Annotated in this window: 16 protein-coding genes; 5 read left to right on the top strand and 11 right to left on the bottom strand. The window is 47.5% G+C overall.

Features of this window, described 5'->3' with window-relative positions; genetic code table 11:
* Positions 1-69: 69 nt before the first annotated feature.
* Positions 70-2,664 (top strand): PAS domain-containing sensor histidine kinase, encoded by a 2,595-nt coding sequence (locus tag H6F72_RS13710; protein WP_190436324.1) that lies wholly within the window; start codon positions 70-72, stop codon positions 2,662-2,664.
* Here the strand turns inward: H6F72_RS13710 and H6F72_RS13705 are convergent.
* Complete coding sequence (locus tag H6F72_RS13705; protein ID WP_190436321.1) at positions 2,661-3,527, bottom strand: prohibitin family protein; 867 nt, start codon at positions 3,525-3,527, stop codon at positions 2,661-2,663. The two genes, H6F72_RS13710 and H6F72_RS13705, sit on opposite strands and share 4 nt — an antisense overlap.
* Before the next feature lie 111 nt (positions 3,528-3,638).
* Positions 3,639-4,187 carry a methylated-DNA--[protein]-cysteine S-methyltransferase gene (locus H6F72_RS13700; RefSeq protein WP_190436317.1) on the bottom strand — a complete coding sequence of 183 codons (549 nt, stop codon included), beginning with the start codon at positions 4,185-4,187 and terminating at the stop codon, positions 3,639-3,641.
* Between the two features lie 2 nt (positions 4,188-4,189).
* Between H6F72_RS13700 and H6F72_RS13695 the strand changes: the two genes are divergently transcribed.
* Complete coding sequence (locus H6F72_RS13695) at positions 4,190-4,387, top strand: hypothetical protein (RefSeq protein ID WP_190436314.1); 198 nt, start codon at positions 4,190-4,192, stop codon at positions 4,385-4,387.
* A gap of 46 nt (positions 4,388-4,433) precedes the next feature.
* Here H6F72_RS13695 and H6F72_RS13690 read toward each other — a convergent pair whose 3' ends face one another.
* The 3 genes from H6F72_RS13690 to H6F72_RS13680 all read right to left on the bottom strand — a co-directional run bounded on the left by H6F72_RS13690 (position 4,434) and on the right by H6F72_RS13680 (position 8,758).
* The gene (locus H6F72_RS13690) at positions 4,434-5,345 is read right to left on the bottom strand and encodes a glycosyltransferase (protein ID WP_190436312.1); all 912 of its coding nucleotides are present in this window, start codon (positions 5,343-5,345) and stop codon (positions 4,434-4,436) included.
* A gap of 544 nt (positions 5,346-5,889) precedes the next feature.
* A complete protein-coding gene (locus H6F72_RS13685) occupies positions 5,890-7,071 on the bottom strand; it encodes a hypothetical protein (RefSeq protein ID WP_190436309.1) in 1,182 nt (393 codons plus the stop codon).
* Positions 7,072-7,498: 427 nt separating this feature from the next.
* Positions 7,499-8,758 (bottom strand): DUF4912 domain-containing protein, encoded by a 1,260-nt coding sequence (locus tag H6F72_RS13680; protein ID WP_190436306.1) that lies wholly within the window; start codon positions 8,756-8,758, stop codon positions 7,499-7,501.
* An 812-nt stretch (positions 8,759-9,570) separates the two neighbouring features.
* Here H6F72_RS13680 and H6F72_RS13675 point away from each other — a divergent pair.
* Complete coding sequence (locus H6F72_RS13675) at positions 9,571-10,398, top strand: DUF2993 domain-containing protein (RefSeq protein ID WP_190436412.1); 828 nt, start codon at positions 9,571-9,573, stop codon at positions 10,396-10,398.
* Positions 10,399-10,444: 46 nt separating this feature from the next.
* Here H6F72_RS13675 and H6F72_RS13670 read toward each other — a convergent pair whose 3' ends face one another.
* From H6F72_RS13670 to H6F72_RS13660, 3 genes are all read right to left on the bottom strand, one after another.
* On the bottom strand, positions 10,445-11,317 hold the full coding sequence (locus H6F72_RS13670; RefSeq protein WP_190436302.1) for a phosphatidate cytidylyltransferase: 873 nt from the start codon (positions 11,315-11,317) through the stop codon (positions 10,445-10,447).
* A gap of 187 nt (positions 11,318-11,504) precedes the next feature.
* Entirely contained in the window at positions 11,505-12,107 is a 603-nt protein-coding gene (gene cbiT, locus H6F72_RS13665; protein WP_190436299.1) for a precorrin-6Y C5,15-methyltransferase subunit CbiT, read from the bottom strand.
* 161 nt (positions 12,108-12,268) lie between these two features.
* Positions 12,269-13,795, bottom strand: coding sequence for an aminotransferase class I/II-fold pyridoxal phosphate-dependent enzyme (locus tag H6F72_RS13660; protein ID WP_190436296.1), 1,527 nt, complete (start codon positions 13,793-13,795; stop codon positions 12,269-12,271).
* Positions 13,796-13,883: 88 nt separating this feature from the next.
* On the opposite strand from H6F72_RS13660, the gene H6F72_RS13655 reads away from it, so the two are divergent.
* Positions 13,884-14,111 (top strand): hypothetical protein, encoded by a 228-nt coding sequence (locus H6F72_RS13655; RefSeq protein ID WP_242016931.1) that lies wholly within the window; start codon positions 13,884-13,886, stop codon positions 14,109-14,111.
* A gap of 51 nt (positions 14,112-14,162) precedes the next feature.
* Entirely contained in the window at positions 14,163-15,251 is a 1,089-nt protein-coding gene (gene ychF / locus H6F72_RS13650) for a redox-regulated ATPase YchF (RefSeq protein WP_190436294.1), read from the top strand.
* A 180-nt stretch (positions 15,252-15,431) separates the two neighbouring features.
* Here ychF and H6F72_RS13645 read toward each other — a convergent pair whose 3' ends face one another.
* From H6F72_RS13645 to H6F72_RS13640, 3 genes are read right to left on the bottom strand one after another with little or no spacing between them, the layout of a single operon-like run.
* Complete coding sequence (locus tag H6F72_RS13645) at positions 15,432-15,665, bottom strand: hypothetical protein (RefSeq protein ID WP_190436292.1); 234 nt, start codon at positions 15,663-15,665, stop codon at positions 15,432-15,434.
* Between the two features lie 23 nt (positions 15,666-15,688).
* Positions 15,689-15,820, bottom strand: a complete 132-nt coding sequence (locus H6F72_RS30770; RefSeq protein WP_255527340.1) for a hypothetical protein — start codon at positions 15,818-15,820, stop codon at positions 15,689-15,691.
* Entirely contained in the window at positions 15,814-16,074 is a 261-nt protein-coding gene (locus H6F72_RS13640; protein WP_190436289.1) for a hypothetical protein, read from the bottom strand. The genes H6F72_RS30770 and H6F72_RS13640 overlap by 7 nt, the downstream gene beginning before the upstream one ends.
* Positions 16,075-16,087: the final 13 nt, after the last annotated feature.

The raw sequence follows: 16,087 nt of genomic DNA, 5'->3' as shown, positions 1-16,087 counted from the left end.
ATGTTTGAGCCTACCTAAATATTCGTTTAGCTAATTTTAAAACTTATTTCATTAAACTTGATCTCATTCATGCGCACTAGTACAGAAATTTCTACAGAAATTGAGGAGAAGTTTGGATTTGTTCCACCTTTTTTCTCACCTGCGTTAGCAACTCCAGCAATCTTAGAAAACCTTTGGCAGCAAACTCTAGCAGCCTATCTTGAAAATCCCTTGCCCGCATTATTTAAGGAAAAACTTTCAGGTTATCTTTCCCGCTTCTGTCCAGTTCCCTATTGCCTCATCTGCCACAGTTGCTCACTTTATGCACTGGGTATGCAAGCGCCAGAAATTCTAGCTTTTCTTGAATTAGCGCCTCCCAACCAACAAGAGATCGATCGCCATCTAGATCGGCTAGCGGCACAAGCAAACGTAGCGCAGCTTTTCTCAGAGTTGAGTTCAACTCTAAGTGAAAGTCTTTTGTGCTGTGCCATCTTTATCGCGTTACAAGCAGACCGTGCCGAAGATTGCCGTCGAGAGCTGCGCCAGCTTTTAGGCAATGAGAATTATCACTATCTTGTCACCTTCATCGCTTACATTAAGACTAGCCATGAATGGATGAAAGCTCACCCGGATGTCACCTATGAAGCTGACAGACGCTTTCAAGAAAATTTTGCGACTTTGGTTGAGCAAGAGCCTCGGCTAGCAGATTTTTTCAATACTTATTGGCTAAGAGTTCAGCAGGAGTTGTTAGGCGGGGCGGGCTGGATGCAACCCCAAGCAACCAACGCGGCGGAAGCGGATAGAGAGGCGGCAATGGCGATCGCCAATGTCAACTTTGCTCAGGCGATCAACTCTGCCTCGGATGGCATCTTATTGAGCGATCCTAACCAGAGCGATAATCCAATTATTTACACCAATCCTGCTTTCTCTCGAATTACGGGCTACTCTGCCACAGAAGCTTTGGGTCGTAACTGCCGCTTTTTGCAAGGCGAAGCTACTGACCCCCACACAGTCGCTCAGATTCGTCAGGCGATCGCACAACGCCGAGAGATCCAAACCACAATCCTGAACTACCGCAAAGATGGCCAGCCTTTCTGGAATCAACTCAGAATTTCTCCAGTGTGTACCAAGGGCGGTGAGCTACTTTACTTTGTTGGCCTCCAAACAGACATTACCGAGCGCGAGCAAACGGAAGAACAAATTCGCGAACATGCGTTGCTCTTTAACCATTCCCAGGATGCCATTCTGGTTTTAGATCTAGAAAACCGCATTCTCTTTTGGAACAGTGGTGCAACTCGCTTGTTTGGTTGGGCAGCCAATGAAGCGATCGGACATTACCTGGATGAATTGCTATTTGACGAACTGGGTCCAAGCCTCCAATCTGCTCAAAAAGCGGTGAATCAACAGGGAGAGTGGCAAGGTGAGTTGTGTCAACGCACAAAAGACGGCAGGCAGGTGACGGTTGAGAGTCGTTGGTCTCTAATTCGGCAAAACCAGATCCCTAAATCAATCTTGATCGTCAATACTGACATCACGCAGAGAAAACAAGCAGAGAATCAACGCTTACGGACTCAGCGCTTCGAGGGCATCAGCACCGTGACTAAGGGACTGGCCCATGATCTCAACAATGCGCTCGCACCCATTTTGATGGCAGTCCAACTGCTCTCTCAAAAGCTGCAAGATGAACAGAGCCAACAACTCCTGGTGATGTTAGAGAAGAATGCCAAACGGAGTGCTAGTTTGCTGCAACAGGTACTGGATTTCGTCCGGGGAATTGAGGGCGAAAAGCGAACCATTGACGTGAACCAATTAATTTCAGGGGTTGAGCAAACTCTTAAACAACAGTTTCCCCGGAATATCCTAATTCGGACTAACCTAGCGGTTACAGACCTTTGGCTGATTACGGGAGACACTGAGCAACTGCATCAAGCCCTAATCTGTCTCTGTGATAACGCTCAAGATGCCATGCCTAACGGTGGGATTCTTCGCCTAGTTGCAGACAACCTCTGGATTGATCCGAGTAATATTTGGGCACACCCAGTCTCTAAGCCTGGTCCCTATGTGGTGGTTACGGTGGCTGATACGGGGCTAGGGATTTCTGGAGAAAACCTCCACCGTATTTTTGACCCCTTCTTCACCACCAAAGCCTTTGGTCAAGGCACAGGCTTAGGGTTATCAACGGTAGTAGGCATTATCAAAGGGCATGGAGGAGCCGTAGATGTATCCAGTGCTGTCGGTAAAGGGTCACAATTCAAGGTGTATTTGCCTGGCATTCCTCGTCCTACCCCCGGCAATAATTCACCCTTGCTCAGCACCGAAAGTAGCTTAATTCTAATTGTCGAGGGCAATTCGGATACTCGTGAGCTGAGCAAAACGCTGCTAGAGAGTTGTGGTTATCAGGTTTTAACGGCAGGTGATGGCATAGAAGCGATCGCCCTTTACGCTCATCACTGGTCTGAGGTTTGCTTAGTGGTGATCGACATGGCCGTTCCAGAACTTGATGGCCCCACCGTGATTCAGGCATTGCACAAAATCAACTCGCAGGTTTGGGTTGTTGTCAGTACTGACAAGCCACTCCCTGATCTCGTCAGTACTGAGCTAAGAAGCAATATTAAGGCCGTGCTCAATCAGCCTTACACGCACGAGGAACTGACGAACACGCTACAGACCATTTTTAGGCGCTAAGTGCCTTCCGATCTAAGTTTGGGTGCTTGCTGTAAATTACCTAGGTTGAACAAGAAAGGGACGTTATTTCCCTTGTCACCCATGACTAACACTTCAGGCATTTGAGAGCCACCCTGTCGCCAAGCTTCGATCGCTTCTTTTTGAAGCACGAGTTGGCCTCCCTCGGCTTTGAGGGTTTCGGCTAGTAGGCGTTGGGCTTCCGCTCTGCCTCGCGCTCGGTTAATGTCTGCTTGGGCTTCTTGCTCGGCTTCTTGCGCCACATATACGGCTCGCTGTGCCCGTTGCTCCGCGATCTGCTTTTCCTCTACGGCTCTGGCAAACTCTGGCGAGAAGGTAAGATCTACTACGCTCGTATCGATCACCAAAATGCCGTACTTTTCCAATCGCTGACCCAGGGCTGTGTCGAAGTCTTCTTTGAGGTCATTGCGCTTGGTAATAGCTTCTTCGACTGTTCTTCTCGCTGCCGCAATCTTGAAGGATTCTTGAGTTTGCGGCGCAATGATTTTGGAGACAATGTTTGCCAAGGTGCCTTGCTTACGCCGAATCTCTACTACTTCGGCTGGATCAATCCGAAAGTTGATGGCAAAGCGGGCCGATAAGTCTTGCAGATCTCGAGTGGAGCTTTGGGCAGGCACTTCAAATTTCTGCACAGTCAAATCGTAGATCGCCACTTGGGAAACCAGCGGCGGTTTGAAGTGCAATCCTTCTTCGAGTACCCCATCTTTGGCCTTACCCAAAATGCTCAGTACTCCTGCTTCACCAGGATTGATGACAATAAAAGAATTGAAACTGACCAAGACTAAAACGGAAACGATAACCCCTAGCACCAGTGATTGCCAGATTTGTAAATAGGAGCTTTTCAAAATTTTATTGGCTACGACCAGCCTTGAGTGCGATCGCCCCTATTATAGTGAGCCTCAAAAGATCCTGTGGATGACTCACTCCAGCAGTGACAACTAAGAAAATTCTGAGCGCTACAAATACTGACGTTCTTGAGCCAGCAACGCCTGTTTACGTTCTAAGCCCCAACGAAAACCACCCAGCGAACCATCACTTCGCACCACTCGATGGCATGGCACTACTAGCGCTACCGGATTAGTTGCACAAGCCCGCGCCACTGCCCGCACTGCTTGTGGTTGCCCCATCATTTCGGCCACTTGTGAGTAGGAGCGAGTGTCACCGTAGTTAATGGAACGCAGAATCTGCCAAACGCGCCACTGAAACGCTGTGGCTGGGATATCCAAAGGTAAATCTAGGCGCGGTTCCTGCCCTGCTAAGTGTCTCAGAAGGGATGCACTCCAAGCTTGCAGATGTGAATCATCTGAATGAATGTTAGCCGCAGGAAAATCTTGGCGTAAGGCAGCTACCAGCTTCTCCTGTGAGTCACCCAGCGCAACGGAACACAGACCTTTTGGCGTGGCCGCAACCAGCAGTAACCCCAACGAGCAGGACGCAGTACTAAAGCACACTTGTGCTCCTTTACCCCAACGCTGGTCAGTTGCTGGAGTTAGGCCCAACGCCAAAGATGATTGTTCCTCTAGAGCAGGAGTTAAACTGCAACCCGCATCAAAGCCTACATTTAACACTGATTCACCTGTTGGCAGTTTTGTTAGCGATCGCCTTCCACAACTTGGCGATCACCCCTAATCATAGTTCTCCTCAAACAATTCCTGTAGATTGCTCTATGGCTTTGCGATCGCCTTCACAAGAGCCAAAACAATAACCAAGCCTAGAACTCACGATATAGACTCGGATTGAATAAAAGCACCTTACGATGAAAGACTTTGATTTTTTTGCGAGTATTGGGCTCTTCTAGCCAAACGGATCAGAAATGGGGAAAAAATATTTACTATTTTTCTGAATTTAACTTTTGGAGTATCCCAACTTCGCCTCGACAAAACTACATTCAAAGATTCTGTGAAAAATTCTTTAGAACCTTCCAACAATCTTTTCTTCGGCAACTCAAGATTTATGCAAAACTCTTCACTGACTCTATTGGTGGGTTGCCATGCAGCAGCAACATCAAACTTTGTCCTCACATTCATATTGTGAGCGGTCATTAACCACATAGGAGTAGTAAACACATGACAAACCTTATAGTTTGAGATTTGATCATGACCATACTTCAAGACAGTTTCAAAATTCTTACGATCCTCAATCAAGGTGTAGCATGGTGCAGTTAGCCACTCTCGCAGAAAAGCCTTTTGCTCTTTTAATTGATATAAATAGCCAAAGGGGAAATTAATAAACTCAGAATCTTGCTCCCGAAACTGATTTTGTATAGTGGAAATAAATTTTCGGGATACAGCATCGTCACTATCCAGGTTAGTAGTGATAATGTGTGTAGTTGCTTTTGAAATTTTTTCAGAGATCGCTGCTTTCAACTCACTTAAACAATTTTCTTTGCTGCTGATATAAACAGGCAGAATTTCAATATTAGAGTGAGAACGATAACTTTGAATTCGTTCTCTGAACATGCTTGGCAATTCAGCGTCCAGAAGTATTAGCCAAGTAAACTTTTTTTCTGTTTGTGCCTTAACAGATGGATAGCAAGTTTTCTCAAAAATATCTAATCTGTATTTTAAGAAATCTATGTTATTCCGCTCTTGCTGCGATCGCGGTTTGGAGATATTCCAATCTATATTGATTCGTGTAATCAAAAAATGCTGAAACCTGCTCATTGTTTCAAAGCTCCAAAGTTTAGTTAGACAACTTCAGACATCTCTCAACGCAAGATTGACGTAGATGCTCCAGACAAACCAACTATTTATTTGGACTGAAACCCTAACTATGTAGTTAGGCTGGCTAATTTAATGAATTTTCTTTACGCCCTTCTTTGTATAGAATATTTAACCTACGTTCTACATACTCCTTTGGATAGAACTATGTCTGCATTTATATGCATCTCCATACATGACTACGAGCAGCAATACTACGCTCAGCAGCGAGTTTGATGGCATAACGGTGGAGTTATGCGATCGCTTTTGACTAGCCCACAACCTAGCGATCGCACCTATGACAATTCATCAAAAACTACTGCGATCGCCCTCTACAACCCCGCAACCTAGCGATCGCATCCCATCAATTGAATTCCGATTAAGTCCCCACCGAGAGCTTGCAGTATAACGGTTCGGGCCAGCAGTTACCAGAATTTTTGCATTCCACCCAAACGGCTTCGGTCAATCCGCTGCACCCGAGTTGTTAGCTGTTCATAGCTCATTGTGTTTACTTAGGCAACGATCTATCATCAGTTGTCATTTTTTGCATGAAAATGCTGCGTAAAATATAACTCACATACTCTTTCAGATTTATCGGCAATATAGAAGTCTGTATCCGACAGCCACTATCAGATGCAGGATCGAGTTGAGGTATAGAAGCCCCTATATAGCTTGAATCTGAAGACAACACACCGACATGTAAGTATTTTGACCTTGCTGAATAATAATTATCAATGAACCTTTCAATATATTCATTCAAATGCGTTCGAGTTAGTTCCTTAACCCTTTGCCTTATTGAATATTTCTTTTGACCACACTCTTTGCACGTTGAATTTTCTAATGGATATAGTTCTGTAGCAACTTCAAGAGCTGATACGTACAGGACACTAGAAAGTTCTATTGTATTTTCGACAAGAGAAGAGCTTGTAAGCCAAAGTTTCTGGGCAGAGTGAAAATGGCTGCTAGACCTTAGAAATGGATGGTTCAGCTCAATATCATTTACCAAAATCTTATCCAAAAAATCCCTTTGAATCTCCCAGAGTGCCAAATTTTTCTCAATTCTGGGATAATCATCTATCCAGTCAAAATCTTCAAAGAAAACCTCATGAATATCTGAATTAAGTTGATTTTTGAATATTTCTGTACTTGTAGAAGTGAATACAGAATTCGTACATACGGATAAAAAATCAAAAATTTTTGGAATAATTTTTTGAGCTTCAGTCAAAGCATCTATCGCATCAAAGCCTTTTACCTCATATATGATACGGTTTGTTTTCTCATCTATTGCATAGAGCCTGAAATGAGAGCCTGAGTAGTTCCCTATTGCCATAGGAGTTGATTCGAAGTCAGTCTGAACATAGTAGATTCTTGGACTTCTACTTTCTGAAATAGCCTTGTCAATTGCGTTTGATAGCTTTGCCTCAATTTCTGGAGGAATTCTGTTGAAATTTTGCTCAAGAAATATTTTTTTGATAATATTTTTTCGTTTATATGAAATCGATATTCCAATAGCTCCATTGAGCCCAAGATCGACGTAGCCAAAGTATATACGATTCTTTTTTCCATCCTTATAAGGAGAATACTGCCATGCACACTTACCAAAAGAGTAACGAAACTCTGCCCACAATGCTCTCAGAAAAGCATTAGACTCTTGGTTAGATGTAAGATTTAGTGCTATTTCCACTTTCAAAAAGTAACTGACTAAGAACGTATTTATTATGCAATCATCAAGTTCGAATCTTCGTCGTCCATCGAAAATTTATGTACACAATATTCTAGAAGTTAAGACAGCCAACTATTTATTAGATGTACTCTTTCTACATAAGATCCCAAATCGGGTATTTAAGTGTACTTGTTCCGCCTAATTTGCCAGTATAGGTATTTAGGTGGAGTGTGTTTTCATATATTATCCTCGTTTTAACTTTTAGGTAGAAAGGTTCAGGATATCTTTTAGCGTTTTAGGTTGGTGAGTCAGCCTAAAATCCCTTAGCTAGCGGTTATGCAGAAAATGCTTGCACAAAATATTGAGTAAAAGACTAAATTGATAGCTTTAAAAACAAGAAACCCCAGATCGCGTGACCAGGGGTTTTGTTTTTTAGTTTTGTAACTTTAAGGAATTAGGACAGCCATTCGGGAACGGCTTCTTCCTTCGTGTTGGTATTGCGAGAAGGCGTTTCGCGAGTGAAATTCATGTGGATCGATCGCGTTTGTTCACCATCTGCTGCCACCGCCATAATGGGGTAGTCGATCAAGCCATCTTGGAACGACATTTGGAAGCGGAACGTGCCATCGGGGTTGAGCTTGATGGGGCGACCGCCAATCGTTACCGTCGCGTCGGGTTCGGTAGCACCGTAGACGATTAGTTCCGCATCCGCAACTAGCCAGAACTGACGAGGGCGAATGGGAGGGGCGGAAGCGAAGCCAGCTCCAGACATGCCAACACCAGACATATTCAAGCCAGAAGCCGTGGGGACTGCCCACATGCCGACACCAGAGGGGAAGACATAGGAGCTAACTGCTTGCTCGTGTACAGGCACTTGCTGCATCGAGCCGTAGAGCGAACCCGCGACCCGCTGAGCTTCCGTCGTTTGCGCCATACCAAAAATGGCATCGTAGATGGGGTTGCCAGCAGCATCGATCGCGGCACCTGCATCGTAGCCAGTTGTAGCCGCAGCAGCTCGCTTAGCAGGTGGAACCAGCTCTAGGAAGGTCTTACCGCGTAGGTCTTCTTCCCAGCCGAGTGAGATGAACTGATCTTCAATCCAGTCAGAAGGATACACGGGAGGCACCCGCACCGGAGCAGAACGCGCCAACACCAACCAGCGACCGTCCGCACAACGATAACCGATGTCTACTACATAGTCGCGATCGCTGACTGGAACGGGTAGATACCACTCACGCGCCAATTCATCGCTGGGAAACTCTTGAATGCTGTGGGGACTCTGGTATTCCAGGCTTACATCTGTCACATCATAAAGACGCAGAGCCAGTTGTTGACCACCTTGACGGCGCAAGTCTTCCTTGTGCTCATTGGGGATATCCCAATAGGTGTAAGCCCACTGTGGGTCACGAGGCATCAGAACAATGCGGCTCTCCCCATACCCCTCAGGGAGATCAGCCAATCCTTCATCAACGGCAGCTAGCGAACCTCCTGTACGGTCTTCTTGACCTACATCAAACTTTGCTGCTTCCACTTCTTCTTGGGCCTCCAGCGTGCGAGATGGACTGAGAGAAAACTTGGTGCGTTGCACTTCTTGAATCGCTGCTAGCAGCTGATCTTTACGCATGCGGCTATAGCGAGAAATATTGCATTCGCTAGCCACTTTACGTAGCTGCCGCAGAGTCATCTCTTCTAAAGGTGGACGTTCCTTAGCCATGAGTTAGGGTCTCCAAATAGTTTCAACGGCAAGTAGATCACTAGATGACTTGACGCATAAGCGAGTGATGCATGCCTGCTCGTAGACTCTGCACAATCGTTACCTTCCGCTCTGTAGCCCCTCCCTACTTGCAAAACGAAGATGATCGATATGAGGCAATGTTCTAGCTCATTGGCTAGAAGACTACGCCCAAAAGCAGGCTAGTGAGTTCAAAAAAACTCTACATTCCTTGTGCGAATTCCTGAGTAACCCAGTGATTGATCCCGCGATTGCTAAAAAGTATTGAGGATTGATCCCCGTTGCTTTTTTCCATCGTCAACGGTTTAGGAAAAGTGGTTAGTAAACCAGAATTCGTTTGGGATCGCTGGGATCGTTAGGTTACTCATATGTTGCAGAAAAGATTTAATTGGGTCAAGGGGTAAAAGTGGCAATTTTAAGCACTTCTACGCATTTACAAGGTGACCGGGGATCATATGTCATGATTTTATGACATTAGTTGAGGAGTGGGGATCAAGTACCTATACACTTTGGCGATCGCCAGCTCGCCAGGCTCAGCGCTCAGTTATGAATTGATGACAATTGCTTCACCAACGTCATGGTGGGAATTTTGCGGCCTTCCTGTAAGCTTTTTTGCAGTGGAGGTTACATGATGCACGCATGGCTCTGCAACCTTTTGGGCTGCAACTAACGTCATTGCTTGCAGTACGCAATCTCGCTCTATCTAATCGCTTGCTATTCTCAGGTTGCAGTCTGAGCAGACAGTTACGGCGACATCATCTGTGTTCTCTACCCTTTTCTCCAGTTCTAAAGCAATGGATTCTAGCTCCAGTTCTCCTAAAGTGGGTCCTCCCGCTCCTGACTCTGCTCAGCCCCAATCTCCTGTAGATTTAGCTGCCAACTCACCCACCCCAAAGCAAAGCCAACTGATCAGCAAGGTGTTGTCGCCCGCAGTTAGGCTGTGGTTGCGATCGCAGGTGGAGCAGGTTGAAGAGTTGCAAGTCAAGATTGAAGGGGGCGATCGCCGCATCCTGACGGGTCAAATTCAGCGAGTGGGGATCACAGCTCACAAAGCGATTTACCAAGGGCTGCATCTCAGTCACTTGCAGCTCGTCGGAGAAAACATTCGGATTAATTTGGGTCAAGTCATGCGGGGCAAACCGCTGAATCTGCTAGAACCGATCCCCGTCACAGGCAGCTTAGTGCTAGAAGAAGCAGACCTAAATGCTTCACTGTCCGCCCCTTTATTGGCCAACGCCTTAGCAGAATTCTTAGCCACTCTGTTGAAATCAGAAATTCAAGCGGTTTTAGATGCGCCCTTGCCTGGGCACCAAGCAATCAACTTGCAAAATTCGCAAATCATTATTGCTGCGGGTCAACTGACGCTCAGTGCCAGTCTAGTCGCTGTGAGTGGAACGCTTACCCCAATTGTGATTCGTACTGGGTTGCGGCTCAAAAACGGTCATACTTTGCAGCTCGATCGCCCCCAGTGGTTGACTCATCTACAAGCGAAGCGGGGTCTGCCTTTAGGCGATCTGGACGGCTTTGAAATAGACCTAGGACCAGAAGTGGACCTTCAAGAATTGTCTTTAGAAAACAGCACCCTAATTTGTCGCGGTCGCATTATGGTCACGCCAGCATAGAAATCAGAAAAAGGTAATGCCCTTGGCATTACCTTTTTCTCTTTATTTAAGTCTGAGGTAAAAGCGGCAGTAGCAGCGTCACGAAATAATAGACCAGTGGCGCTGTGAACACGTAACTATCGGCGCGATCGAGAATGCCACCATGTCCAGGGATGAGCTGTCCCGAATCTTTGACTCCCGCGTCTCGCTTCATCATCGATTCTGTCAGGTCTCCTAGTAAGCTAGCAATGCCGATCAACAGACCTAAGGCAAAGCCAGTCAGGGGCCACCCGGACCAATCTAGCCACCAAGAACCAGCGATCGCAACGGCAATACTGCCAAACACCCCAAACACTGCTCCTTCTACTGTTTTCTTGGGGCTGATGTCTGAAAGGCGGGTGCGACCAAAGAATTTACCAAAGGTATAAGCGCCAATATCAGCAGCCCAAATACAGCAGAACGCGAGCAAAGTTGCCGTCAAACCTTGGGGTAGCGCCTGCAAATTGGTCCATTGCTCAGGCCAGTAGCCCCAAAGGGGAAGATTGCTGTGCTCAATCGTGCCGAGCGATCGCAGCCTCACCCAATAGCTCGGTAAATAGCCTCCATAAAACAGGCCCATGATCGAGGCGGAAATATCGGCGATCGTGGCAAATTTGGGCTGAAACAGAAGATAGAAACAGATAAACGTACCCGCAACGGGAAACACAGCGTCTGCTAAGTTTGGGGCGATTGTGGAGAGCACCAATAACGCTTGGCTGACGACCAGCGTAGTCTTAGCAGCAGGTAATATCCCTTTAGCCCGAACTAGTTGAAAGTACTCTAATTGGCCTAAATAAATGAGCACACCAAAGGCCAAGGTGTAGTACCAGCCCCCCACAACTGTCAAAGCTAGAGCCAGGGCGATCGCAATAATTCCACTAACAATCCGAGACCAAGGCATAAGATAGGTTTCTTACATGAATTGTTCACCCCGCAATTCCTACAGTATGGAACTTTTCTAGAGCCCCTGAGGAATCGGTAGGCACACTCCAATCTGGCCTCAGTCTAGGCTAGAGCCGAATCATAAGGTTAGCTGAAGGTTAAGAATTACTTTGGCACACTTTAAGCAATTCGGAGCAAATTCAAGCTCACTCTAGCTTCTCGCCGCTGAGGACAAAGATCGGATCTACTGAAGCAAAGGTTTGATTCATGCCTCGCTTCTCTAAACGGTTCATGGCCGATTGCACCACTTCAATATTGCGAACCTGCAATTCTGAAAAGCTCTCGGAGGCGGCATACAAACCTTCTAAGCTAGAAGCAGTCACAACTACCCGCCCCTGTAAATCGAGATGTTCCCATGCAGCTTTTAGGATGGTTTTAATCGAACGGCCTCCTTCCAGGCAAACACGGTTGGGTCGGTGCTGAATGTTTTCCAGGCACTCAGGGGCACTGCCTTCCACAATTTCCACATTCTTGACCCCAAAGCGATCGCAGTTCCGCCGAATTAAACTCGCGACTTCCTCATCTCGCTCGATCGCCACAATTCGTCCCTTTGGGCATAGCAATCCTGCTTCCACCGGAATCGTGCCTGTCCCCGCCCCAATGTCCCACAGAATCGAGTCTGAGCATAACCGCAGATGAGACACCAGCAACAACCGCACCTCCCGTTGGCTCATCGGAATCCCAGGCAACCGCTCGAACAAATCATCAGGAATGCCGGGAGTCACATAGGGCCAGAGGGGAGAAGACATGGCTTTAAAGGATGAAGGATGAGGGAGGAAGGATGGAGGTCAAAGAAGCGAAAACAAAGAAAATTAAAGGAATGGCTTCATCGTAATTCCTACCAGTCTAGAAAAATTAGCGCTAGCCAACACTGAAGTTTAGAGGTTTAGCTCAACCTTTATCTATTGCTTCAAGCTTTTTCATTTCTTATCTTTCCTGCTTCCTCTTTCACCACTTTTAGGGTTTGCAAGCTAGCATCCGCACAACCTGTGATGAAACCTCCGGCAGCTAAGACTTGTTGTATATAGTTGATTGCTTCTGATGCGATCGCTTCTCCTGGCACCAAGACGGGGATTCCGGGAGGATAGGGGCAAACCAGCTCAGCACTAATGCGATTGACGGCTTGGGCGTTCGCCACCGTTTCAGTAGGGGCAAACCAAGCGTCACGAGGAGTGAGGAGCAAGGAGTAAGGAGTGAGGAGGGGAGTTGGCTCCTTCGTCTGCGAATCAACACGGAGCAGAGGGTAAGTTCGTGGTTGGTTGCGATCGCTCCGTGTTGCTAACTGTTGCAAGGCTGCTACTAAATGTTGAATATCAGCTTCAGTGTTGCCTAGGCTAATGATGAAAGTGAGGTGTTGTAGGGAGGGAAGTTCGGCGGTAACGCCAAATTCCTCGTTGAGGATTTCATCGGCTTCAAAACCTGTCAAACCTAAATCTGAAACTGTCACAGTTAAGCGGGTGCGATCGAGCGCTGCAAATCCGGGAGAGCCAGCTTGCTTTGGTTGCAAAACTTGCAGGCCAGGAATTTGGCTAATTTGGGTTCTTGCTAAGTCTGCGAGTTGCAAGGTCTGGGTCATCAGTGCTTGGCCTTGCGTTGCCATCTGTTGACGTGCCGCATCTAGTGAAGCCAACAAGAGATAGCTGGGGCTGGTGGATTGGACAAGTTGCAAAGCTTTGGTAAGGCGATCGCGATCTACCCGTTCTCCCTGCACATGCAACATTGCCGCTTGGGTCATGGCTGACAGCACTTTATGAATCGATTGCACTGTCAAATCAGCTCCAGCAGCTAAGGCAGCAGTTGGCAACTCTGGATGAAAAGCAAAATGCGGCCCGTGGGCTTCATCAACTAATAAAGGAACGTTGCGATCATGGGCGAGTTGGGCGATCGCCTGGACATCTCCACAGACCCCGTAATAGGTGGGGTAAACCATTAGCACGGCCTTGGCATCGGGGTATTGCGTTAGGGCAGCAGCCACGCTAGCAGGGGTAATACTATGTACCAAATCCAAAACCGGATCGTACTCTGGCTCCACAAACACCGGAATTGCCCCAGAGAGAATCAAACCTGAAATTGCAGATTGGTGAACATTGCGCGGCAGAATAATGCGATCGCCCGGATTGCAAGTTGCAATAATCGCAGCAATCACACCACTAGTAGAACCATTTGCCAAAAACCAAGTTTGCTCCGCTCCAAAGGCTTGTGCAGCTAGCTCTTGCGCGGCTTGGATTGGTCCTTGAGGCGCAGATAGGTTATCTAATTCCACCAACTCTGGTAGATCAGCTCGAAAGACTTGAGATCCTAAGAGATTAGAGAGTTGCGATGGAATTCCTTGGCCGCGCTTGTGCCCCGGTGCGTAAAACGGTGTGTTGGGTCGTTGAGCACAATGCCGTAAAGCATCAAGCAGAGGCGTTTGGTGTTGTAATTCGACAAGATTCACAGAATTTATGAGGTCGTTACTTATGAGAGATGGCAATAGTGCGATCGCCCTTTACCGTGGAAGCGTTATCTAACGGAGCGCGATCGCCATGTACATGATTAGCATTCCAGAGCCACAAATCCCCACACCGGGTCCGGGTCCACTAGAACCAAACCCAGGCCCGATGATTCCAGAACCCATTCCTGGTCCTGTGCCCGAACCGATTCCCCAAGTAGTCCCCGAAACCATTCCTAGCCCAGTTCCTGAGCCTGTTCCCGCACCAATCCCACAAACAGTCCCCGCGCCAATTCCGCAAACGATTCCGGAACCGCAATAAAATCAATATCAGCCCATCTGCTGAATTGTTTACTCACGCAACCGAACTGACATGCTAAGAGCCGGGATTGTTGGATTGCCCAACGTCGGAAAATCAACTTTATTCAATGCTTTGGTCGCTAATGCCAAAGCTCAAGCTGCCAACTTTCCTTTCTGCACCATCGAACCAAATGTTGGCGTGGTTGCAGTTCCTGATGAGCGACTGCAAGCCCTTGCTCAGATTTCTAGCTCAGCAGAAATTGTGCCCACACGGGTTGAGTTTGTAGACATCGCTGGATTGGTGAAAGGTGCTAGCAAAGGGGAAGGGTTGGGCAACCAATTTCTCGCCAACATTCGTGAAGTCGATGCAATCGTGCATGTGGTGCGCTGCTTTGAGAACGACGACATCATCCACGTCTCCGGTTCGGTTGATCCAGTCCGCGACATCGAAGTGATCAACCTAGAACTAGGATTGTCTGATCTATTCCAAATCGATCGCAAGATTGAGCGCACTCGCAAAAATGCCCGCACCAGCAAAGAAGCTCAAATTGAGTTAGGCGCACTGGAAAAACTAAGCGCCGCCCTCAACGAAGGCAAACAAGCTCGCCAAGTAGACCTAAACGAGGAAGAAGAAATCATCGTCAAGCCCTTGGGTCTGCTAACTCGCAAGCCGATCATCTATGCCGCCAACGTTTCAGAAGATGACCTCGCGACGGGGAATGCTCACGTGGAGCAAGTACGGCAGTATGCAGGCTCAGAAGCGCAAGTGGTGGTCGTTTCGGCTCAAGTTGAGTCAGAACTGATCGAGATCTCCGAAGATGAGCGCCAAGATTTCTTGGCTTCCTTGGGTGTAGAAGAAGGTGGCCTCAAATCCCTCATCCGCGCCACCTACGAACTCTTGGGTCTCCGCACCTATTTCACCACTGGTCCCAAAGAAACCCGCGCTTGGACGATTAAAGCTGGCATGTCTGCGCCTCAAGCTGCTGGTGTAATTCACTCCGACTTTGAACGCGGCTTCATCCGAGCTGAAACAGTTGCGTACAAAGATTTGACTACCACAGGTTCGATGACTGCTGCTAAGGAAAAAGGCTTAGTTCGCAGTGAAGGTAAAGAGTACATTGTCCAAGAAGGCGACGTACTGCTCTTCCGCTTCAACGTCTAAGTTTTAACGATTCAATAATTCTGGAGGTGGGCGATCGCTCACCTTTTTTGTTGTCCATTCACCCCCATAGGGCGCGTTGCAACGCACCACTCTAAGAATTTATGGAGGCGATCGCTTACCTCTTTGGGGCATCACTCGGGAATTGAGTTCGGTGCGTTGCAACGCACCATAGGCGATCGCCTATTTTTTCTTCTTACCCTTTTTCTTAGATTGCTCAGAAGAAGATGAGCCAAAACCTGTGACTTCTGGCTTGGGTTGAGCGACTGTAGAGAAATCAACCACGGGACGTTGAGCGGCTGCAAATCGGCGTTGGCGCAACTCTAGCTTGGAGACCATGCCTAGATCTAACTGCACCTCCTCCCAATCACCCGCGATCGTTTCATCGACTCGATTAGCAGCAAAAGCTCTTTCCATAACCAGGGCAGCTTCCAGCGCCTTCAGGTCCAGCAATGCTGCAACAGCACGCCGTTCAGCACTGGGTTGTTCTTGGTAAACTGCTCTAGCTGGTGAGCGATCGCGGCAATAGATTGCTCTCGTGTTTCTAGATACTGCTCAGCAATCTTTACCAAAGCCTCAGATGCTGCGGTTCGTGCCGAAAGCCCATGTGTTTTATCAGCCAGGTAAGTACTAAGAGCTGAAATAGCTGCGGCTGCAAGCATGCCAAAACTTCTGGCAATTCTTCTCCGATCCATTCATTGCCTTCGTCATCCATCCGGTGCAGCAAGCTCAGCAAAGGCTCGATCGCAGCTTCAGCTCGCAATTGTCCCAGCGATCGCCAAGCATGGATCGGTGCCCAAATCTCTAAACCCTCGGACTCTAGCAACCATCATTCTTCG

The sequence above is a fragment of the Trichocoleus sp. FACHB-46 genome, assembly GCF_014695385.1.
Taxonomy (GTDB): Bacteria; Cyanobacteriota; Cyanobacteriia; order FACHB-46; family FACHB-46; genus Trichocoleus.
This window is presented reverse-complemented; position numbering and strand designations above follow the sequence as displayed.